This window comes from Parafilimonas terrae (assembly GCF_900115755.1).
In the GTDB taxonomy this organism is placed as follows: domain Bacteria; phylum Bacteroidota; class Bacteroidia; order Chitinophagales; family Chitinophagaceae; genus Parafilimonas; species Parafilimonas terrae.
The window spans coordinates 81,016-101,870 of sequence record NZ_FOXQ01000015.1; the positions used below are offsets into that span (position 1 = coordinate 81,016).

Here is a 20,855-nt window from a genome sequence, read left to right on the forward strand (position 1 = left end):
GTTTACCTGTTTTACGCTACCTACGGTATGGTATTTTTATAATGGTTGCTGATTGACTATTCCCTTTTTCATTTGAAATATATAGGTTATTCGCAGCATCCAACGCAATGCCTTCCGGCTGGTTATAGAGCGATGCTTCGAGCTTGTATGTTTCTTTCACAGTAAAATCAGCCGACGTTCGAACGATAAGTTTATTAACCGAAGAAAGAATAAACCATTCATTAGCATCCTGTGTTTTTGTCAATGCTGACGAGCGAAAATTCAGTTTCTTAAGCCCTGCTTTTTCAGCAATGGCTTTTACATTGATAGTTGCGTTACTTTCTAATTTTACATTACCATTATTATCCATCGACAGTATATAAACCGTTGTTGTTTTATCCTGTTTTTCTTTACAGCTCTTACAAAGCACATACAATTTTGAAGCGGGGTTATCGGCATATAAACCTTCATATTCGCCACCAGGTAAAATGTGCCTGAATTCTTTTGTGTTGTCAGTTTCTTCTGCATTCATATCATTAAAAGGAAATGTATATAAAGCCCCATCACTGCGCAGCATAACAATATAATTATTGAGCAGTTGTATATCTTCATAATCACCTTTGCCGGCAAATTTTATTTTGCGTACGCTGCCATCGTTCAAATCATATACAAATACTTTTCCTTCTTCGTCCTGCTCAGCATAAATAATATTTGATGTTTTTGGGTGAAATGTTATGCCTGAAATTTCATCCAATTCCTTTGGCATATTAAAAACCTTTTGAGGTTTGTTTACATCATAATGCCCGGCGAACAGGCTTTGGGCATTATTTGTTTGCGCCTGCTGCCCGCAAGCTATCAATACGCTTAACGAAAACAGTATATAGTTGCACAATCCTTTCATACGCCGGTTTTTTCTTTTAGATAATCATAAATAGCCTGTTGGGAATTTACAGGTTTCTCGTTTTCATTTCCTGCAACAGGTACATTGTTTAAATACTCATTTATATAAACAGCCTGCACATTATCGCTCCACTCTATATTTATTATGTCGATCAACTCCTGTTTAATAGCTTCATCATATACAGGGAAACAAACTTCAATACGCGTATAAATATTCCGGTTCATCCAATCTGCAGAGCCGGCAAAAACTTTTATATCGCCATTGTTATGAAATATAAATACACGGCCATGTTCAAGATATTTGCCAACAATTCTTTTAACAGTAATGTTTTCGCTCATGCCTTTAACACCCGGAATCAGACAGCAAATACTGCGAACAATTAAATTGATCTTTACACCTGCATTTGATGCTTCATATAACTTATTTATTAAAGTTTGCTCTTCAATATTGTTAAGCTTGATGCAGATGGAAGCCGGTAATCCATTTACTGCATTATCTATTTCCTGCTGTATCAAAGCAAGGAATTTTTGCTGCAAATTAAATTGTGCCACCAGTAAATGTTCAAATGATAAAGCATCATTTATGCCAGGCTTTTTTCGTTTATCCAGGAAATGAAAGAGCATTTCAAGCTCATGTATTATTGGTTTGTGTGCCGTGAACAACTGGTGGTCTGTATAAACTTTTGCAGTGGTTTCATTCATATTACCCGTGGCTAATAAGGCTACGTGTTTTGTACCTCTCTTCTTTACCAATGCAATCTTGGCGTGCACTTTAAGCCTGGGAATACTGTAAATAACTTTTACGCCGGCAGCTTTCATTTTCTTTGCCCAGCGCAGGTTATTTTCTTCATCAAACCTTGCCTTGAGTTCATCAAATACAAAAACCTTTTTGCCATTTTTTGCAGCGGTTATTAATGCATGCGCAATCCTTGAATTGGTTGCAATGCGATAAAACGTAATATAAATTTCTTCTGTTTGCTTATCTATCGCAGCTTCATTAAAAAAACGCAGCACCGTATCATAATTATCATAAGGCGTATGCAGCATAATGTCTTTTTCAAGGATAAGCCCATGCAGGGTTTTATCAATTAACTGCAGGTTAATTGAAGGTTGTTTTACATCGAACAAATATTTTGGCAATGGCAAAGCCATAATATCTTTGAGGTTGTGATAGCGGCCGCCTTCAATAGTATTGGAGACAGCTGTTTTAAACTGGTTACATAAAAGCTGTAATTGCCGCAAGGGAATTTGTCTTTCATATAATAATCTTGTTGCTTTGCCAAAATCTCTTTTTGTTACCTGTTTTTCAATTTTTTCCGCAAGTGTTTCAGGCAACTCATCTTCAAGAAATAAATCTGCATCCCGCGTAATTTTAAAACTGAAACAATGTTCAATTTTCTTTTCCTGAAAAAGATATTGAAGATTTTGTTTTATAATGTCATCAATAAAAACAATATACCGCTGTTCATCTTTTTCAACGGAAAAAAACCTGGGCAGTTCGTCTGAAGGAATGTTTATAATGGCTGCATCTTCATGCAGGTTATCAAAAGAAACCAGGAAGTAAAGTTTATTATTTTGAGGAAAGAAGTTTGATTTTTCCGAGAGATAATTCACTTGTAAAAAAGCAGCGATCGTTGAAAAAAAATATTGCCGCAATGTATTGTTTAACCATTCAGGAATGGATTTTCCATACAGCCAGGTTATCTTCTTCTCAGCCAGCAAGGGGATTAATTTGTTTACAAGAATATCGCCGTAATATTCCTGCTGGCGATGAATAATATTTCTCGCTTCATCAAATTCCGAGGCGGCATCCAGCAACTCAGGCCTGGTTGTTTTTTTGTTTAATGCATATATTTTTTTCGCCATCAGCACAGGCATACGCACACGATAAAATTCATCCAGGTTGGAAGAATATATTGACAGGAATTTTAAACGTTCGCCTAACAACAATTGCTCATTCAGCGCTTCATTCAAAACGCGTTCGTTAAATGAAAGCCAGCTTATATCCCTGCTGAAAAATCTTGATTCTGTCATTAATAAACAGATAAAGTTTATGATAACTGTGTGCAACTAACTGTCGATTGTTGCAGCTATAATAAATGCCACAACAGAAACGATCAATCCAAACATAAATATGTTATAGGCGGCACGCAGCAGTTTGTATTTTCTGCCCAACACCACTCCCTGCGCATAAATATCTTTTATCAGCGAGCCATATAAAAAATCACGGTCCCCCATCATTTGCAACATGCCTTCTTTATAACTATCCAAACTCATTTTAAAAAAATTGCCAAAGAATAAAAGATTAGTTGTTTTATTATTCAGCTCCTGCTGCGTAAATGTTCCGTTTGATATGTTAGGCCTTGTTGCAAGAATAGATAAAACAATGGTGGCAAGGCTCACCAATAATAATAATATGGCGGGAATAGTAAGATGATTGTTCTCATCAAGCTTACGCAAGAGCAAACTTACCACCACAGATATGATAATTGAATTAACGGTAATGAGAATATGTGATTTATTGTCGGCCATATCGCTCAGCTTTTGATGATTGCTTGATGCAACACGAAACATCGTTTCTATTCCACGGTCCGGCCGCTTTTCATTCTTCGATTTATTGTTTTCACTAATGCCCGTTATATCAGGCTTAGCCTGTTCTTCATCGTTGTTTTTCATGGCAGTTTTATATTGCTGGTTCAATAACCGCTCCATGTTCTCCAGCTTTTTTGCATTTAGCCTGTTACGGCAATATTCTGTAAAATAATTATGTGCTTTAAGCAGTTCTATTGTTTTATTCCGCCATTCTTCTTTTGTAAAATCTTTGTGATAAAGAAGCCTGGCCTCTTTACGCATGCGCTTGTTGTTCTCTGTAAAGTCATCCGTTCCAAAATGAAATAAATCGGCATCACATATTATTTCTTCCAGCAGGTTTGTTGGATGCTGGGGCAATTTTGTAGCTAATATGCAATGCTTAATTTTTTCGATTATACTATCGCTTACATCAAGCCTTGTTAATAAAGCGGCTGCTTCATCGGCTCCAATTTCTTCGTGGCCGGCTGTTGTGTGCAAATAACCAATATCATGAAACCAGGCAGCCGTAATCACAATAAAAAAATCATGATCGTTCAATGCATAATGATTGGCAATTTGCGTAGTAGCTTCAACAACTTTTTGCGTATGCGTTAAATTGTGGTATAAAAGATTGGATGCATCAGGCGTTTTAAATAATTGTTCAACATGATTTTGTACCTGTTCTAAAAGAATCCTGTAATTCATGCGGGAAAATTTGTAACTGAAAATAATAAAGAAATATGTTTAGCACTAAACCCTAAACTTCATTTTTAATTTTTGAACAAGCTGCCGGAAGCTTTCCAGTTCTTCCTGTTTCTGTTTTATAAAGCTATTGCTGTTAAAGCTGCCTGTTACATTATTCATCTCCTCCTCTGAACCATATACCATTTTGCGAAACGGGTTTGTATAATCTTTTTTTCTTGATTGAATAATGCGCTTTGTAATGCCTTCATTAATCAATACTGCTTTATCAAGCCATTCAATAATTTTTTTATCAGATATATTTTCAGGCTGTATATTTTCAATTTCAAGCAGGGAAGCCAATGCATGCTGCGCTTTTTTGAATGGATAAATTTTGCCTTCATTATAATACGCTTCATGCAGTTCGTCCCAGCTATTGATTGTTTGATTTTTGATTTGCTCCTTCAACACTTCCACATCTTTTTCGCTCATTAACTGTCCGCCAATGTTTAACCACTTTGCATTACGGCCTTCTTCACTGAAAGCCTTTGAAAATTTTGATGCATCCGTTATTTCATTTGCCTCTGCAGACTTAATTAAATGCACCAGGCCATAATGCAGGATCATTTCTTTATAGGCATTATATGCAGCCTGTGCTTTTCTTATAACTGTTTTACGTTTTGAATTTTCAAAACCAGTTGCCACAATTTCCAGTTCATTAATAACTGTATCATTCTGCTGCAATAATTGTTTGCCTTTTTGTATGCATTCATCATCATTAATATCATTCTTATTGTTTTTTATGTACCACGCTTTTCCTGTAAATAACTCAAGCAATTGCAACGATGCAAACATTTCATTCACGCTGTCGGGCGCCAGGTATTCATATTCCAGCAACTGGAATTTTTCTGTACGGTTATCCCGGTCTTTATATTTCCACTCATTACGCGCCAGTGCATACATGTTATACATAAACCAGTAAGCCGGCATTATTTCAAGCGTATCATTTTTATAATTTAAACTGATTAATGAAAAAGGCAGCGGAATATCAAGTTCATACAAATAATCGCCTTTAACGAGCATGGTAAAACTGGCAAACCTTGAATTATGTTTAAGGCTTACGCACAAGCCAGGCCAAAACCCGCGGCCTGCAATAATTTCACCGTCTGCCGCCCTTGAATTATGATTGGAACCAATAGTTGCACCTGCGGGAATATTGCTTTGTCCCATCACCAAAGCAGCACATAAAAATGAGTTGTTATGATGTTGCTCATGTGCCGGAAATATCAGTGAATTCAATACTTCGCAGCAGGAGATGGTGGCATTGTTACCAAGGTAAGAATTGATGAGCCTTGCGCCATACTTCAATTGCGAATGAGCTGCCATAACAAAGCGCACGGCTTTCACACCATAAAATATCCTGCAGCCTTTGCTGATGATGCCATTTACCAGTTCACAACCTTCTCCAATTTGTGTTGGTGCTTCTTCAGATGAATGTATGGTGAGGTTTTTCAATTTATTAGCGCCCTTGATATAAGCATCGCTGCCAATCCAGCAATCTTTTATAATAGCGGAATTTTTTATAACCGTGCGATCGCCAATCTTGCCATGATAACCGCGTTCTTTTTTAAATTCCTTTTCAGTTATTTCTTTAAACCGCTGCAACAATCTTTCATCATCCCTGAATTTGCTCCACAGATAAGCATCACCGGGCAGCATGCCTGTAAAAGGTATTACGCTCCTGCCGCCATTTTCATTGCATATTTCCATCCAGATGCGGATGCTTTCCGGCTCGCCTTCTTTTACAATACCATTGCCAAACTTTGCATGATCGGTTGTGGCTACTTCATTTGTATTGGCAATAATAACTTCGTTGCCGATGATATAATGCGACAGGTAATTTACATTTTCAACGGAAACATTATCGCCGAGATCTGAACTTACAATATTAGAGTTATACAATCCAACCGCATATTTCATATCCTTGAACTCAAGAAAATATGGCTCAAGTTTGCCAATACGCACAAGGCCAAAAAACTTGCAGTTCTTTACCAGTTCCGGGTTGAAAGCATCGCTTACTAAAATCTTATTCCAGTCGTCGCTGGCGTTGCGGTTTTTAACAAGCGCTTCAATTTCATAAGCGGTAAGATTACGGTAATTAATGCCGCTGCGGTTTTGCAGGTTACGCAGGTAATATTCATCTTCCCCTTCCGGTAAAAACTGCGGCTTTATAAAATTATAACCAAGCTTTTCTATAGGTGTTTTTATGATTGCATTTTTTGCCATGGCAATGAATGTACATGTTTAGAAAATGCAAACTTAAAAACTGTAAACCATACTGTTGTTAAAACAAATTAATGTTGCCCGCTAGTTAAATTGCCATCCTGCGACTCAATAATTCAGAATTATTTAACGAGCGTAAAGCAACTCTCTATTTCTTCAATAATTATCACTTGCCTGTATAGCCTCTCAATAATTATTTTTTTCACATCAGTAATCACTTTTACAAAAGAAAAAGCGCTGCTATTGGTCTTTAGCTCAGTGGTTGTGTGCCAACTAATTCTTTTATCTTTTAGAATATGGACAAAATGGATTAAAAATTTAAACCAGCAAGTAAAGGATTTCGATCTTGATGAAGAGAAGTAGTTTTTATTTAATGGGTGATACACAAGCAGTCAACACTCTTCAAAGTGCTTGACAGCGTCCCTTCTCATGGAATTAAAATAAATTTATGCGGGTTGAATATTTTTAAATCAATGACCGCATTGGCTTTGCAATCATGATATATCTCCTTTTGAATAAGTTTATCGTTTTCATAAAAATCGCAGGCCGTTTCACTCCAGCTGCTGCCAAACTGTTTATGATTATAAAAGTAGCCTTCTTCTTTTTCGCCATGTGAATAATTTATAAATCTAACAACAACGAGTTTGTGTTTATCAATCCAAAACTGGTTGGTTGCTTCATTAATACTATCCGCTCCAATAATATATACAGAATCGTTTTCATAAAATTTGCTGAGGTTATAGCCCAGCCTTCCAAATATGGCTTTTACAGAATCCAGCGGATGAAAGTACATGCCACCTAAAATGAAAGTGAGATCATCATCATTGCTGAATATATTTTGCAATTTGCCGCCCCGAAAACTATAAACAGAATCGGGTGTAAAAATGGCTGCATTGCCGCTGGTTTTATCGCCAAAATCTATGCGGAATTTATCAGGATAAATAATATGTTCATACCAGGGTGGATGTTTTAATTAAACTATCATTTCGATAGCTTTCCGTTGTTTGGGTGAAGCTGAAGCTTTTCATCCATTTACCCGCATATTTTGCATGCATTTTGGCAAGTATATTTTCACCTGTATCATGCGGCGCTGTAAACATTAAAGCAAGCATTAGTAATGCCGGGATTTTCATTGCAAAAAGTTTATGGAAAAATAAGAAATGAAGATGGCTTTATGCACTAAAGTTTACAGCCGGTTACACCTTATGTCAGTCTAAATATAAAATGCACAATTATTGATATAAATCTAAAGGAAATTTGAAGCTTTCATCATCACAACATTAAAAACAATTTTATGGAATCATTTGCGCAATTAATTCAATCACAGCAACCGGTATTGGTTGATTTTTTTGCTACCTGGTGCGGCCCGTGCAAAGCTATGGAGCCCGTGATAAAAGATGTAGCCAAATCAGTTGAAGGCAAAGTGCGTGTGGTAAAAGTTGACATTGATAAACAACGGCAGATTGCATCTCAATATAATGTAAGTGCCGTTCCCACCTTTATGATCTTTAAGAATGGAAACGTTGTATGGCGGCATCCGGGCATGATTGATAAAAGCAGTTTGCTGAACATGCTTAATCAATCAGCATGAATATTGTGAATGGTGAGTGGTGAATTGTGAGTCATCCAAACCTAATGCGATACAAACTTTAACCCGGCAATAGAAATAATAAGCGTTACAATAAAAAACAAACGCCAGAAATCGGAAGGCTCTTTAAATACCAGGATACCAAGCAATGCCGTTCCCACAGCGCCAATACCGGTCCACACTGCATAAGCTGTTCCGATTGGTAAAGTTTGCGTTGCTTTAATCAGTAATACCATGCTGATGATTAGCGCAATCAAAAATCCTCCATACCACCAGTAAACATCCATACCAGTTGCCTGTTTTGCTTTGCCAAGGCAAAATGCAAAACCAGCCTCAAACAGGCCTGCTATAATTAAAATAATCCAGTTCATATTTTCTCTTTTAAAAAACAAAGCCTTCTTCATAACAAAGAAGGCTTGCTGTTAGTAATACGTCTTTAATTACTTGCCCAGCTTCTTTTTCAGGTTCTGGTCAAGCGCTTCTAAAAATTCTTCAGTATATAAATAATCTGTGCCGTGTTCTACTTTTGGTTTTATAGTGATGGCAAGGTCCTTTGTCATTTTGCCACTTTCAACCGTTTCAATACAAACCTGCTCCAGTGCATGGCAAAAATCAATTAATTCCTGGTTGTTATCCAGCTTGCCGCGAAACTCCAAACCGCGTGTCCATGCAAAGATGGATGCAATAGGGTTGGTTGATGTTGGCCTGCCCTTCTGATGCTCGCGATAGTGGCGCGTAACCGTACCATGTGCAGCTTCTGCTTCCATGGTTTTACCATCGGGCGTAACCAAAGTGGAAGTCATTAAGCCAAGGCTGCCAAAACCCTGCGCAACAGTATCGCTCTGTACGTCGCCATCATAGTTTTTGCAAGCCCAAACAAATTCGCCATGCCATTTTAATGCGCTGGCTACCATATCATCTATTAAACGATGTTCGTAAGTAATGCCCAGTTCATCCATCTTTGCTTTAAATTCATTCTCATAAATTTCCTGGAAAATGTCTTTAAAACGGCCATCGTATTTTTTAAGAATAGTATTTTTTGTAGAAAGATATAAAGGCCATTTTTTCATAATAGCCTGGTTAAAGCAGGCACGGGCAAAACCGCGGATGCTTTCATCGGTATTGTACATGGCTAAAGCCACGCCATCGCCCTTGAAATTATATACTTCATGTTCAATTACATTACCATCTTCGCCTTCAAACTTAATGGTAAGTTTGCCTTTGCCTTTGGTAACAAAGTCGGTTGCACGATATTGATCGCCGAATGCATGACGGCCAATGCAAATAGGCGCAGTCCAGTTGGGAACAAGTCGCGGAACATTTTTACAAACGATGGGTTCGCGAAAAACAGTGCCGTCCAAAATGTTACGGATTGTGCCATTAGGGCTCTTCCACATTTGTTTTAAGCTGAATTCTTTTACACGGGCCTCATCGGGCGTAATGGTAGCGCATTTAATACCAACACCATATTGTTTAATGGCGTTCGCAGCGTCAACAGTAACCTGGTCATCAGTGGCATCGCGGTGTTCAACACCAAGGTCATAATATTTAATATCAACATCAATATAAGGAAGGATCAGTTTGTCTTTAATGAACTTCCAAATAATGCGTGTCATTTCATCGCCATCCAACTCTACTACGGGGTTGGCAACCTTAATTTTTTCAGGCATCTTTTCTTATTTTTTTAATTTTCGCAAAAATAGCCTTTTGATTATTTTTAAAAACTTATTGTAAAACATTCTTTCATATTCCATCATAAGTATTATATGTGCTTAAAAATATATATAATAGCTGTTTTACAACTGGCTCTGTTTTGGTTAATTACCGGCTGTATAAAGCAGTCTGAAAATCCCGGCAATATCGCACCTCGTAATAATGATACTCCCATGCATGACACGTCTCATACCGGCAATTTTTCCTGGCTTGCATTAGGCGACTCTTATACCATTGGAGAATCGGTAAGCGCTGCTGAACGATTTCCTGCCCAAACAATTGCCTTACTCACCGGAGATACTATTTCTTTTAGTGATCCTGAATATATTGCCGTAACCGGGTGGACAACTCAAAACCTGTTGGATGGTATTATCCAAAAGAACCCTCAATCCTCTTTTGATGTGGTAAGCTTACTGATTGGTGTAAATGATCAATATCAGCATTTTGACACGGCAGGTTACCGAACCCGTTTTACGGCATGCCTTGAAAAAGCTATTGAACTGGCAGGTAATAAAGAGCGTGTTTTTGTGCTTTCCATTCCTGATTACAGCGTTACGCCTTTTGCGCAGCAAATGGATAGGGCACAAATAAGTAAAGAAATTGATGAATTTAATATGATTAATAAGGCAGTTACTTTATCTTATAATATCAGCTATACGGATATTACACCGCTTACCCGTGAAGCGGAAAACGATAATACACTTATTGCTTTGGATGGATTGCATCCTTCAGGTAAAGAATATGCAAAATGGGCGGCACTGCTGGCGCCTCAAATACAAAAAATATTGCAGTAATCAGGCTTCAATTACAGTTGTTTTGCTCAGGTAATCATGTAAAGGGCCATCAAAAAAAGGAATAAAAAAACAGTCGATAATAGTAAGCCGTACAAGGCTTCTTACAAGAATTTGCCAAAAGGCAGGCTTGCCGCCTTTGCTATTTGCCACCTTGCTTTTACTCAGCCATTTGCCAGGTGAACGTTTAAATATGGATTCAAAAATGGTATAGTAAATAAACAGCATGATAAAGAACATGGTATAGAACTGTATGGACGGATAATGCCAATACATGACATGAAAATCCCACCAGGCACTGGCTGCATAAGTAATTCCAAAGATCAGAAAAGTGTCCACTAAAAAATTCAGTACCCTGATGCCAACACCGGTTCTTTGCATAATGCAAATTTGAAAGAATAAATCTTAAACTTTTGGAAAGTTTGAAACTTTCCAGAAGTTCTTATTGCTGCTGGTAAACCCGCACATAATCTATATACATTTTTGCGGGCAATAAACTTTCATTTACTTCTTGCCCGGGCCAGTCGCCGCCAACGGCAAAATTCAGGAGTATAAAAAAGGATTTATGAAATTCGGTTTTGGCCCCGCCAGTAATATCAGCCTTATAATATTCTGTATTGTCAACAAACCATTTTATAGATGAAGCATCCCATTCTATACTGTACACATGATATTGTGCAGGCGTTGATAAAATCGTATCGCCTTTAAAAACATGGCCATTATCATCCCAATGTAACGTGCCATAAATAAGGCTATCTGTATTAATATGTTCCATAATATCAATTTCACCACTGGCCGGCCAGTCAACCGTTTTAATATTCGCGCCGAGCATCCAGAATGCAGGCCAGAAACCCTGGCCCACCGGCATTTTTATACGGGCTTCTATTCGGCCATATAAAAATTCTTTTTTGCCTTCAGTTGTCATGCGCGACGAGGTATATTTATTGAAACCTGCCTGTTGTTTTCTCGCAGTTATTACAAGGTTGCCATTTTCAATTGAAGCATTGTCACGCTGATAATATTCCTGCTCATGATTGCCCCAGCCGTGGCCGCCGGTTTCAAAGTTCCAGGCAGTTGTATCAATAACAGGCTGGTTAAATTCATCCGCCCAAACAAGTTTAAATACAGAGGCGCCAACCACATCTCGAATACTTGGCTGCGCCAATAATTTCGGGTTAAAGAAAAAGAAGCATCCTATAAACGCAACAGAGCATTTAACAAAAGCAGTGAACATTTTTTTCATATAACAAGCTTAAAGTTTAACCGGATAATAAACGGCAATAATAAATAAAAAAGCCTCACTGTAGAAACAGAAGGCCCATAAACTGATTGCTTTATATTATTCGTGAAGTTGATCTATTAATCGTAAGCCCTGCATAAATGGAAACAAGGCATTAAATTTATATTCACCGTGAACACCAAATAATTGTTTTTGGAATGCATGTTGCAATTTCTATATAATGAAAACAATTCCGGTGGCCAGGCATATTGTGCAAATGCGGCATGGGGCAGCCCATAAAATTTCTCCCATGTATTTATCCAGGAGCAAAACAGTAAGTTTTATATTGATCTTTCTTGTATTGTGCGGATGTTCCTATTCTTCAAAAACATCTAAAAGGATGCTTGATTCTTCAAAACAGCATGTATGCGACATTATTATTGTACCGGGTATTCCATTTGATACGGCTGCCGGTAAATGGGGCGATATTATGAAAGCGCGGGTTTATTGGTCAAAATATATTCTTGACAATGGCATTGCCAAAAATGTTATGTATTCCGGGTCGTCTGTTTACACACCTTATTATGAAGCCAGGATTATGGCCTTATATGCGGAAGCCATCGGCATAAAGAAAAAGAATATTTACACTGAAACGCTGGCCAAACACAGTACTGAAAATATTTATTACGGCTATCAGAAGGCAAAACAATTAGGGTTTAAAAAAATAGGGCTTGCAACAGATCCGTTCCAGGCCAAAATGCTAACAAGCTTTGTACATAAAAAAGTGAGCCCTGACGTTGTAATTATACCTATTATTTTCGATACGCTTAAAGCTATGGAACCACAAATGATTGATCCAGCTATTGATTATAGCAAAGCATATAACAAAGATTTTATACCTATTACCAAAAGCGAAAATTTCTGGCAGCGTATGCAGGGCACTATGGGCAAAAGGATTGATACAGCTGCTTACAAATGATATGCACTGATATCTGCGTAAAGGAATTCATTAAAATTTATTCAGTTTAAAAAGTTTTAAGGTTTTGTAAAATGCTATAGCGATTATTCGACATTTTCTTAAACTCAAAACATTACTTAAACTTTATCGGCCAGCAATGAAAGGAATACGATAGGCAAATAAATATAACTGCTGAACATAACCCGCCTTGCCGCTGTTGCATTTAATTCAATCAACAGCCTTACGCACTGAATTAAAAGAAAAATATTGGCAGCCAGCACAATCCATAAACTTACAAAACCGGTTATGTGAAGATAATAAGGCAACATGCCAACGGGCACCATAGCAATTGCATATAAAACACTTTGTAAAGCAGTAAACCTCGTAGGCCCTTCATTTGAGGGCAGTAATTTAAATCCTGCTTTTGCATAATCGTTGAAGGCAAGCCAGGCTATGGCCCAGAAATGGGGAAACTGCCATAAAAATTGTATGGCAAATAAAACCCACCCTGCAGCATTGGAATAATTTATGCCATCTACGCTGAATGTTTTAAACGGGCTAATAAGCCCTGTTGCAGCAACCCAGCCGATAAGGCATGGCAGTGCTCCGGGAAAGGCGCCTACAAGCACGGCAATAGAGCTTCTTTTTTTAAGAGGCGTGTATATAAAGGCATAAAGAAAAATACTAAACGCAGAAAGTAAGGCAGAGGCAGGGTTAAAGAAAATATACATCAGCAAAATGCCGGTAATGCCGGTAACAGCAGCAAAAGCATACGCTTCATTCACACTCATCCTGCCGGCGGCAACAGGCCGTTTGGCTGTGCGCCTCATTAAAGCGTCTGTATCTTTTTCTACCGCCTGGTTAATAGCGTTAGCGCTACCGGTTATCATTAATCCGGCAACAAACAAAAGGGTAATATAAAACCAGTTATATTCAATTATATTAGGTGCAATAAGATAGCATAAAACACAGGTAAAAACAACTGTAAAGCTTAGGGTAAACTTCATCAGCTGAAAATAATCTTTTACTTTTAAAACCAGGTTATACGACGATTCTGTACTGTTTATTTTCACTCGGCAAATGTCAGTTAAAAAAAATGTCCCGAAGAATTTTCGGGACATAATATGATGGTTTGAAAATATTAATGCGAAGCCTCATTTTCTCCCACAGGCACATTCTGCGGTATAAAATTACGGCCATCTTTACCATAATCGTATGGCCAGCGATGTACTTCAGGTATTTCACCAACCCAGTTGCCATGGCCGGGATGTATTGGCGTAGTCCATTCAAGTGTATTTGATTCCCACGGATTCTGTGTTGTTACTTTTCTTCCTTTAAAGATGGAATAGAAGAAATTAAACAGGAACAAAATCTGTACAGCAAAAACTATAATAGCTACAATACTAATTACGCGGTTCAACCCTTCAAACTGGTTAAAGCTAACCCATGTGGAATAATCAAAATAGCGGCGCGGCATACCTGCAAGCCCCTCATAGTGCATAGGCCAGAAAATGAGGTAGGCGCCAATCATTGTAATCCAGAAATGAATATAACCAAGTGTGTTATTGAGATACCTGCCATACATTTTAGGGAACCAATGATAAATGCCGGCAAACATACCAAACATGGACGCAACGCCCATTACAAGATGGAAGTGGGCAATTACAAAATAAGTATCATGCAGGTGAATATCAAGAGCAGAATTACCAAGCCAGATACCAGTTAAACCACCTGAAATAAACATGCTTACAAACCCAATAGCAAACAGCATGGCCGGCGTAAACCGGATACTGCCCCGCCATAATGTGGTAAGCCAGTTAAACACTTTGATAGCTGAAGGTACCGCAATTAGTAACGTAAGCAACACGAATATGGAGCCAAGGAATGGGTTCATGCCGGTTACAAACATGTGGTGCGCCCACACAAGGAAAGAGAGCGTGGCAATAGCAAAGAAAGATGCCACCATAGCCATATAACCGAATATTGGCTTTCTTGAATTGGTCGAAATTATTTCGGAAACTATACCCATTGCCGGCAAGGCTATAATATACACTTCAGGGTGCCCCAGGAACCAGAAAAGATGCTGGAACAGTATAGCGTTACCGCCTTCGTTTGGCAATGCCGTATTAGTGGTAGCTACAAAAATATCTGAAAGATAAAAGCTTGTTCCAAAATTGCGGTCGAAGATGAGCAGGATGAAGCCTGATAAAAGAACCGGGAATGAAAGTACGCCTAATATGGCCGTAAAGAACAGTCCCCATATTGTAAGCGGAAGCCTCGTCATGCTCATACCTTTGGTACGCATATTCAATATAGTTACAATATAATTAAGGCCACCCAACAAAGAGGAAACAACAAACACCGCCATGGCTATCAGCCAAAGGTCCATGCCATGCTGGGAACCAGGAGAGGCATCGTGCAAAGCGCTGAGAGGCGGGTAGGCCGTCCATCCTCCGCTGAAAGGCCCTGTGGACACAAATATGCTTGAAAACATAATCACGCTGGCTAAAAAGAAAAACCAGTAGCTCAGCATATTCAACAAAGGAGAAGCCATGTCTCTCGCACCTACCTGCAGGGGAATAAGCAAGTTGGCAAAAGTGCCGCTTAATCCTGCCGTTAACACAAAAAATATCAATACAGTTCCATGAGTTGTTACCAATGCATAGTAAGCCTGCGCGGTTAAATGGCCATCCTCAAACCACCATTTCCCCATTAAATCCTGCAGCCACATAAATTTCTCTTCGGGGTAACCAAGCTGAAGCCTGAACAATACAGACATTAAGCCGCCTATTACAGCCCAAATCATACCGGTAATAAGAAACTGCTTGGCAATCATCTTATGATCCTGGCTAAATACATACTTAGTAATAAAGCTTTCATGATGATGGTGATGCGCGTGTTCTTCATGATGATGCACTTCAACCGGAACATTCACACTTGTATCAGCGTGCATAGAGGCTTCGTTACTCATAATAATTCTATATTAATATTTTATAATAAAATACCTTTTGGGTATTGATACAATTACATTTTTGTTTTCACAACATCAGTAGTTTTTACTGAAGCTGTGGTCTTTGTGCTATCAGTGGCCAGTTGGGGCTTTTGATTGGAAGGGTCTTTATCAGGGAAGACTGTATAGTAATTGGGCTTCTGCTGTGCAAGCCAAACATCATACTCTTCCTGGGTTACTACTTCAATTACGCCTTTCATTGAATAATGGCCGTTACCACACATCTGGTCGCAACTAATTTCGTATTGAAAATCGGGTTTTCCTAATTTTTCTTTCATTTCCTTGGTGGTAAACTTAGGCGTAAACCATAAAGAAGTAGGAGTGCCCGGTACTGCATCCTGTTTCAACCTGAATTCGCTCAAACCCACATCGTGAATAACATCGCGGGAAAAAATCCTCAGGTTCACCGGCCGGTTTACAACACAATACATGGTTTGGGAAACTACAACATCATCGAAATTCTTGCTGTCTTTCCAATCCTGGCCCAATGAATTACTGTTAGCATCGTCAATGAGCTTATAATATTTTTTACCAAATGTCTGATCCATTCCCGGGTACCGGAATATCCAGCCGAATTGCTTGCCTGTAATTTCAACCTGTAAAGCTTCTTTTGGGGCAGGGCCGGTAAATGCAAACCAGTTTTTTAAGCCAAATACAATTAAAGCTGTAAGCGCTATGGCAGGTACTGCAGTCCATATTACTTCAAGTTTGTTATTATGCGGATAATAATAAGCCTTCCGCTTTTTGCTTTCCTGGTATTTGTAGCTGAAATAAAACAATAGTATCTGGGTGATAAAAAATACAACGCCTGTAATCACTATAGTAATCCAGAGCATTGAATCTACTTTTTCGCCCTGAACACTTGCCGCCTCATGGGAGAGCAACGTGTCCGGATAAAGAACCTTATTACAAAAATATACACCGAATAATCCTGCTATTAAAAAGGCAATCATCAAAAAGCCGTTTACCTTATTTTGATCTGCACGGGCTTTTTCTTCGCCTTTAATAACTGATACATACTCGCTTGCTTTAGCTATTTGAAATATGATCAAAAACACTAAAACTATAACCGCTATTGTGAAAAACATTGACATGATGCTGCTTCTGTTTTCTGTTTAATTTATTCTATATGTGGTGAGCAATACTTTCTTTTAAGAAAGGATGATATTCTGAAACAAGTGGCTTTTTCGCCAACGCCCTGCTTGTAAAATGTATCATCAACCCAATAAACAAAGATGCAATTCCAAAATCCAGCCAGCTTAGTGAGGCCTCATTTTCGCGAACGCTGCCCATAACCATCTGGTAAAAATCTATCCAGTGTCCAAAGATAATCAATACTGCCATGAATGTCATCAGCGTATAATTCCTTTTAACCGAACGCTTCATTAAAATAAGCAGCGGGCAAACGAAGTTGATAATGATATTCATAAAGAAGATACCCTTGTAAGCTCCCTGAACACGGTGTTTGAAATAAACGGTTTCTTCAGGAATGTTTCCATACCATATAAGCATATATTGGGCAAACCAGAGATAAGTCCAGAAAATGGAAAATGCAAATATGAAGATACCAATGTTATGCAGGTGGTTCTCATTTGCATAACCTAAATAGCCTTTATTTTTAAGATAGATAAGCCAGAGGGCAATGAGGCTCATTCCTGTTACGAAAGAACTCCCGAATGTGTACCAGCTATACATGGTGCTGTACCAGTGCGCATCAAGGCTCATCATCCAGAACCAAGGCACTGTTGACCCGATCGTTAACGCAAACCATACTATGAACAAACCAGCAGTAACCGTATTTCTCCAGATGTAACTTTTACCGGTGTTTATATCCATCGGCTTCTCATCAGCTTCGCTGCTAAGCTTGCGCATTCTGTGTCCTAAAATACTCCATATACCAATGGCAAGGATACTCCATATCATAAAGAAGGCAGGATTTAAAAAACCGCTCTTGCCGCTTAAAAGATGGTCTTTTGCCACAGCATCTTTATCAAGCCATTCGTATATGCTGGCTGTACGGTCTATTAATACCACATATATGAAAATTACGAGGGTGATAATACCAAAAACAGGAACAAGGGTAGAAATAGCTTCAGGTATTCTTTTTATTACAGTATGCCAGCCGCCCATTGCAAGCGTGGTAGCGCAAATGAAAAACATGCTCGCATTGCAAATCAGCATCCAGAAAATACTGTTATACATTAATGTCCCGATAAATGTAGCCTTCTCCTGCTCGTCACCACTCATGCCCTTCGTTATAAGACCAAGAATAAAGGAAATCACACCAATGACTATTAAAGCCATCGACCAGGTTTTCATTTTGGAAGGAACTTCAAATTGCTCTTTAATTGATGCCATTATAATTAATTTATCAATATCTGAATCTGACTTTTTATTTACCTGCTGAACTGTCCGCTGCTGCCGGCTTACTGGTGGTAGCACCGGTCTTTGCCTGCTTCGATTTAATATAAGCGATTACTTCCCAGCGCTGAACCCTTGTTAGTTGAGATGCGTAAGAACCCATGAGGTTTTTACCATACGTTACAGAATAAAACATCTGGCCGGCAGGCATTTCTTCATACTTCGCATCGCCAACTAATGTTGCCGGCTTTGCTGCAAAAGGGCCATTCCCTCCTTTATACAGAGGACCGTCGCCATCAAGCTTGGCGCCGTGGCAGATACCACAATTAATAAGATATAAACGTTCAGCTTCTTTCATCGTAACAGAATCAAGCGATTTTATGGGGCTTTCAATTTGCTTCGAAGCCACGTAATTAGTTGTGTCGCCCGGGGCATCCATGGCCAGCGGGAACGGCATATCTTCGCCCCTTGCAACGGTGCCTGCAACCGGCAAATGATTATAAAATATTTTACGTCCTGCTTCAGCCACATTCTGTGTAAACTTATTGGAATCAAGCGCATCATAAGTTTCGTACGCACGGCTTGGCCCCATGTCGGGAACATAAACACGGCCCGGATCGCGGCGAACATCGCTGCAACCGGCTATTATGAAACCTGCGGACAAACAAAATATAATCAATCGGATTTTCATCTTTAATAATATTTAAGCTACAGTCGGTTCATCTTTTATTAGTACCTGTTCTTTATCATACGTGCCTAACCACCAGTTTGCTTCTGCTTCCTGCACATTTACATCAAATGCACCGGTATTGGAAAGGAAAGCCTTTAAATCTTCAACATTGGTTTTTGAAGTACATTCTATCACCATTACAAAATGATCGTCGGTGGCCCGTGAACTGAAATGATGCTTTTTTACAAAAGGCCCCAACTGGCACAAATAACAGAAAGTGAGCACCATGCCTACTGCAGAAAGCAGTACAGTGGTTTCAAATGTGATAGGTATGAATGCCGGCAATGGGAAATGTGGTTTACCGCCAATATTCAAAGGCCAGTCGCTTACAAAAACCCAGCTCATAGCCCCCAAAGCAATGGTAGTTCCTGAAATACCGTAAATAAAACCGGCAGTATGCAGGCTTGTTTCACGCAGGCCCAGCGCTTTGTCTAATCCATGCACGGCATACGGGGTATACACATCATGGATCTTATATCCTGCAAGACGTACTTTTTTTACCGCAGGAAATAAAACATTCTCATCATCAAAACTGGCTACTACAAATTTCTTTTTTGCCATACTTTATAACTTAATAAGGCTTTTAAAATGCTAATGTTAGTGCGCTGCTGCGTGCGCAAATTCTTCAACAGGTTCTTCTTCCAGCTTATCCATTTTCTCCTTATAGCTTTCACCTGAAACTTTTAATATCTGCTTCACTTCCGCAATAGCTATTACAGGGAAATATTTAGAGAAAAGGAAATAACAGGTAAAGAAGAGCCCGAATGTTCCAACATAGAAACCTATTTCCCAAATACTCGGGCTGTAATAATAAGGCCATGAAGACGGCAGGTAGTCGCGGAACAGTGAGGTAACAATAATTACAAACCTTTCAAACCACATACCTATGTTTACCACGATGCTTAAGAACATGGTTACCCATAAATTCCTGCGCATCTTTCTAAACCAGAATATCTGAGGCGATACTACGTTACAGAACATCATGCCCCAATAGGCCCAGCCATAAGGACTGAAGAAGTTTGCCCTGCTGTAGAAGAATGCATAACTTTCATATTGGTTCTGGCTGTAAAATGCCATAAACAATTCAGTAAGATAAGCGCAGCCAACTATTGAACCCGTTAATACAATTACTTTGTTCATCGCCTCAATATGGCCGAGTGTAATATATCCCTGAAGGCCTAACACTTTCCTGGTAACCAGCAGTAATGTTTGCACCATTGCAAAACCAGAAAAGATGGCGCCCGCAACGAAGTAAGGCGGGAAAATGGTTGTATGCCAGCCTGGTATAACCGATGTGGCAAAGTCAAAAGATACTATCGTATGCACTGAAAGCACCAGCGGCGTTGCAAGACCGGCAAGCACTAATGATAAAGATTCAAGTCGCTGCCAGTGTTTGGTGGAGCCAGACCAGCCGAACGATGCAATACCATAGGCAAATTTGCGGAACTTGGTTTTTGCCCTGTCGCGGATAGTGCCGAAATCAGGGATCAGGCCTGAATACCAGAACAAAAGTGATACGGTAAAATATGTTGAGATAGCGAATACGTCCCACATCAAAGGAGAGGCGAAGTTTGGCCAAAGCGGCCCGCGTGAGTTTGGATAAGGAAATACGAAGAAAGCGTTCCATACACGGCCCATGTGCCATACAGGAAACTGGCCGGCGCACATTACTGCAAATATCGTCATCGCTTCCGCAGCCCTGTTTACACCATTACGCCAGGTTTGCCTGAATAATAATAAGATAGCGGAGATAAGCGTTCCGGCATGACCAATCCCTACCCACCAAACGAAGTTGGTAATATCCCAGCCCCAGCCTACCGTGTGGTTTACATTCCACTGGCCGATACCATATACCACTTCGCGGTAAACACTATAAATACCAAACAACAGTAAAGCAACTGAAATGTAAAATCCTATATACCACAGTTTACCCGGTTTGCCTTCAATAGGACGGCAAATGTCTTCGGTAACATCGTGGTAGGTCTTGTTTCCGTCAACCAGCGGCTCTCTAAGTTGTGATTCGTATCTTAATAATGACATACCTTTTTCGTTTTTGCCTTTGGCTATCAAC

General features: G+C 39.2%; 20 protein-coding genes. 3 read left to right on the forward strand and 17 right to left on the reverse strand.

The window, feature by feature from the left end:
• Positions 1-16: 16 nt before the first annotated feature.
• The 6 genes from BM015_RS18940 to BM015_RS21440 form a co-directional block, all read right to left on the reverse strand.
• Positions 17-880, reverse strand: a complete 864-nt coding sequence (locus BM015_RS18940; RefSeq protein ID WP_090662495.1) for an SdiA-regulated domain-containing protein — start codon at positions 878-880, stop codon at positions 17-19.
• Positions 877-2,913 (reverse strand): polyphosphate kinase 1, encoded by a 2,037-nt coding sequence (gene ppk1 / locus BM015_RS18945; RefSeq protein ID WP_090662497.1) that lies wholly within the window; start codon positions 2,911-2,913, stop codon positions 877-879. Before ppk1 ends, BM015_RS18940 begins: the two co-directional genes overlap by 4 nt.
• Before the next feature lie 36 nt (positions 2,914-2,949).
• Positions 2,950-4,155: a Pycsar system effector family protein gene (locus BM015_RS18950; protein WP_090662499.1), complete on the reverse strand. Its 1,206-nt coding sequence runs from the start codon at positions 4,153-4,155 to the stop codon at positions 2,950-2,952.
• A 45-nt stretch (positions 4,156-4,200) separates the two neighbouring features.
• Positions 4,201-6,417, reverse strand: coding sequence for a DUF4954 family protein (locus tag BM015_RS18955; RefSeq protein WP_090662501.1), 2,217 nt, complete (start codon positions 6,415-6,417; stop codon positions 4,201-4,203).
• Positions 6,418-6,841: 424 nt separating this feature from the next.
• Positions 6,842-7,258, reverse strand: coding sequence for a hypothetical protein (locus BM015_RS18960; RefSeq protein ID WP_090662503.1), 417 nt, complete (start codon positions 7,256-7,258; stop codon positions 6,842-6,844).
• Between the two features lie 106 nt (positions 7,259-7,364).
• Complete coding sequence (locus tag BM015_RS21440) at positions 7,365-7,547, reverse strand: hypothetical protein (RefSeq protein ID WP_143075925.1); 183 nt, start codon at positions 7,545-7,547, stop codon at positions 7,365-7,367.
• Between the two features lie 161 nt (positions 7,548-7,708).
• Here BM015_RS21440 and trxA point away from each other — a divergent pair, with 161 nt between their 5' ends.
• Complete coding sequence (trxA, locus tag BM015_RS18965) at positions 7,709-8,005, forward strand: thioredoxin (RefSeq protein WP_090662505.1); 297 nt, start codon at positions 7,709-7,711, stop codon at positions 8,003-8,005.
• Positions 8,006-8,046: 41 nt separating this feature from the next.
• Here the strand turns inward: trxA and BM015_RS18970 are convergent, their stop codons facing one another.
• Positions 8,047-8,373 carry a DMT family transporter gene (locus tag BM015_RS18970; RefSeq protein ID WP_090662549.1) on the reverse strand — a complete coding sequence of 109 codons (327 nt, stop codon included), beginning with the start codon at positions 8,371-8,373 and terminating at the stop codon, positions 8,047-8,049.
• Between the two features lie 69 nt (positions 8,374-8,442).
• Positions 8,443-9,672: an NADP-dependent isocitrate dehydrogenase gene (locus tag BM015_RS18975; protein ID WP_090662507.1), complete on the reverse strand. Its 1,230-nt coding sequence runs from the start codon at positions 9,670-9,672 to the stop codon at positions 8,443-8,445.
• A 96-nt stretch (positions 9,673-9,768) separates the two neighbouring features.
• Between BM015_RS18975 and BM015_RS18980 the strand changes: the two genes are divergently transcribed.
• Positions 9,769-10,509: an SGNH/GDSL hydrolase family protein gene (locus tag BM015_RS18980; RefSeq protein ID WP_218148565.1), complete on the forward strand. Its 741-nt coding sequence runs from the start codon at positions 9,769-9,771 to the stop codon at positions 10,507-10,509.
• On the opposite strand, the gene BM015_RS18985 is transcribed toward BM015_RS18980, so the two are convergent.
• Together BM015_RS18985 and BM015_RS18990 are read right to left on the reverse strand one after the other, a co-directional pair.
• A complete protein-coding gene (locus BM015_RS18985) occupies positions 10,510-10,887 on the reverse strand; it encodes an RDD family protein (RefSeq protein WP_090662509.1) in 378 nt (125 codons plus the stop codon).
• 61 nt (positions 10,888-10,948) lie between these two features.
• Entirely contained in the window at positions 10,949-11,749 is an 801-nt protein-coding gene (locus BM015_RS18990) for a glycoside hydrolase family 16 protein (RefSeq protein WP_090662511.1), read from the reverse strand.
• Between the two features lie 217 nt (positions 11,750-11,966).
• On the opposite strand from BM015_RS18990, the gene BM015_RS18995 reads away from it, so the two are divergent.
• The gene (locus BM015_RS18995; RefSeq protein ID WP_090662513.1) at positions 11,967-12,704 is read left to right on the forward strand and encodes an ElyC/SanA/YdcF family protein; all 738 of its coding nucleotides are present in this window, start codon (positions 11,967-11,969) and stop codon (positions 12,702-12,704) included.
• A gap of 116 nt (positions 12,705-12,820) precedes the next feature.
• Here BM015_RS18995 and cyoE read toward each other — a convergent pair whose 3' ends face one another.
• Genes cyoE through nrfD form a run of 7 tightly spaced genes read right to left on the reverse strand, consistent with a single transcriptional unit; the run spans position 12,821 to position 20,824 of the window.
• On the reverse strand, positions 12,821-13,804 hold the full coding sequence (gene cyoE, locus BM015_RS19000; protein WP_090662515.1) for a heme o synthase: 984 nt from the start codon (positions 13,802-13,804) through the stop codon (positions 12,821-12,823).
• A gap of 20 nt (positions 13,805-13,824) precedes the next feature.
• Positions 13,825-15,654 (reverse strand): cytochrome c oxidase subunit I, encoded by a 1,830-nt coding sequence (locus BM015_RS19005; RefSeq protein ID WP_090662519.1) that lies wholly within the window; start codon positions 15,652-15,654, stop codon positions 13,825-13,827.
• 53 nt (positions 15,655-15,707) lie between these two features.
• Positions 15,708-16,787, reverse strand: coding sequence for a cytochrome c oxidase subunit II (locus BM015_RS19010; RefSeq protein WP_090662521.1), 1,080 nt, complete (start codon positions 16,785-16,787; stop codon positions 15,708-15,710).
• Positions 16,788-16,818: 31 nt separating this feature from the next.
• Positions 16,819-18,051, reverse strand: coding sequence for a quinol:cytochrome C oxidoreductase (locus BM015_RS19015; protein WP_090662523.1), 1,233 nt, complete (start codon positions 18,049-18,051; stop codon positions 16,819-16,821).
• A 34-nt stretch (positions 18,052-18,085) separates the two neighbouring features.
• A complete protein-coding gene (locus tag BM015_RS19020; RefSeq protein WP_090662525.1) occupies positions 18,086-18,745 on the reverse strand; it encodes a c-type cytochrome in 660 nt (219 codons plus the stop codon).
• A gap of 12 nt (positions 18,746-18,757) precedes the next feature.
• Positions 18,758-19,345, reverse strand: a complete 588-nt coding sequence (locus BM015_RS19025) for a DUF3341 domain-containing protein (protein ID WP_090662527.1) — start codon at positions 19,343-19,345, stop codon at positions 18,758-18,760.
• A 36-nt stretch (positions 19,346-19,381) separates the two neighbouring features.
• Positions 19,382-20,824, reverse strand: coding sequence for an NrfD/PsrC family molybdoenzyme membrane anchor subunit (gene nrfD, locus BM015_RS19030; RefSeq protein ID WP_090662553.1), 1,443 nt, complete (start codon positions 20,822-20,824; stop codon positions 19,382-19,384).
• Positions 20,825-20,855: the final 31 nt, after the last annotated feature.

Bases quoted from the DNA above. Each gene is read 5' to 3' on its own strand.
- BM015_RS18940 (WP_090662495.1), bottom strand. From the start codon at position 880: ATGAAAGGATTGTGCAACTATATACTGTTTTCGTTAAGCGTATTGATA.
- BM015_RS18975 (WP_090662507.1), bottom strand. From the start codon at position 9,672: ATGCCTGAAAAAATTAAGGTTGCCAACCCCGTAGTAGAGTTGGATGGC.
- cyoE (WP_090662515.1), bottom strand. From the start codon at position 13,804: ATGTCCCGAAAATTCTTCGGGACATTTTTTTTAACTGACATTTGCCGA.
- BM015_RS19005 (WP_090662519.1), bottom strand. From the start codon at position 15,654: ATGAGTAACGAAGCCTCTATGCACGCTGATACAAGTGTGAATGTTCCG.
- BM015_RS18955 (WP_090662501.1), bottom strand. From the start codon at position 6,417: ATGGCAAAAAATGCAATCATAAAAACACCTATAGAAAAGCTTGGTTAT.
- nrfD (WP_090662553.1), bottom strand. From the start codon at position 20,824: ATGTCATTATTAAGATACGAATCACAACTTAGAGAGCCGCTGGTTGAC.
- BM015_RS19010 (WP_090662521.1), bottom strand. From the start codon at position 16,787: ATGTCAATGTTTTTCACAATAGCGGTTATAGTTTTAGTGTTTTTGATC.
- BM015_RS18970 (WP_090662549.1), bottom strand. From the start codon at position 8,373: ATGAACTGGATTATTTTAATTATAGCAGGCCTGTTTGAGGCTGGTTTT.
- BM015_RS18990 (WP_090662511.1), bottom strand. From the start codon at position 11,749: ATGAAAAAAATGTTCACTGCTTTTGTTAAATGCTCTGTTGCGTTTATA.
- BM015_RS18985 (WP_090662509.1), bottom strand. From the start codon at position 10,887: ATGCAAAGAACCGGTGTTGGCATCAGGGTACTGAATTTTTTAGTGGAC.
- trxA (WP_090662505.1), top strand. From the start codon at position 7,709: ATGGAATCATTTGCGCAATTAATTCAATCACAGCAACCGGTATTGGTT.
- BM015_RS19015 (WP_090662523.1), bottom strand. From the start codon at position 18,051: ATGGCATCAATTAAAGAGCAATTTGAAGTTCCTTCCAAAATGAAAACC.
- BM015_RS21440 (WP_143075925.1), bottom strand. From the start codon at position 7,547: ATGAAAATCCCGGCATTACTAATGCTTGCTTTAATGTTTACAGCGCCG.
- BM015_RS18995 (WP_090662513.1), top strand. From the start codon at position 11,967: ATGAAAACAATTCCGGTGGCCAGGCATATTGTGCAAATGCGGCATGGG.
- BM015_RS19025 (WP_090662527.1), bottom strand. From the start codon at position 19,345: ATGGCAAAAAAGAAATTTGTAGTAGCCAGTTTTGATGATGAGAATGTT.
- ppk1 (WP_090662497.1), bottom strand. From the start codon at position 2,913: ATGACAGAATCAAGATTTTTCAGCAGGGATATAAGCTGGCTTTCATTT.
- BM015_RS18980 (WP_218148565.1), top strand. From the start codon at position 9,769: ATGTGCTTAAAAATATATATAATAGCTGTTTTACAACTGGCTCTGTTT.
- BM015_RS19020 (WP_090662525.1), bottom strand. From the start codon at position 18,745: ATGAAAATCCGATTGATTATATTTTGTTTGTCCGCAGGTTTCATAATA.
- BM015_RS18950 (WP_090662499.1), bottom strand. From the start codon at position 4,155: ATGAATTACAGGATTCTTTTAGAACAGGTACAAAATCATGTTGAACAA.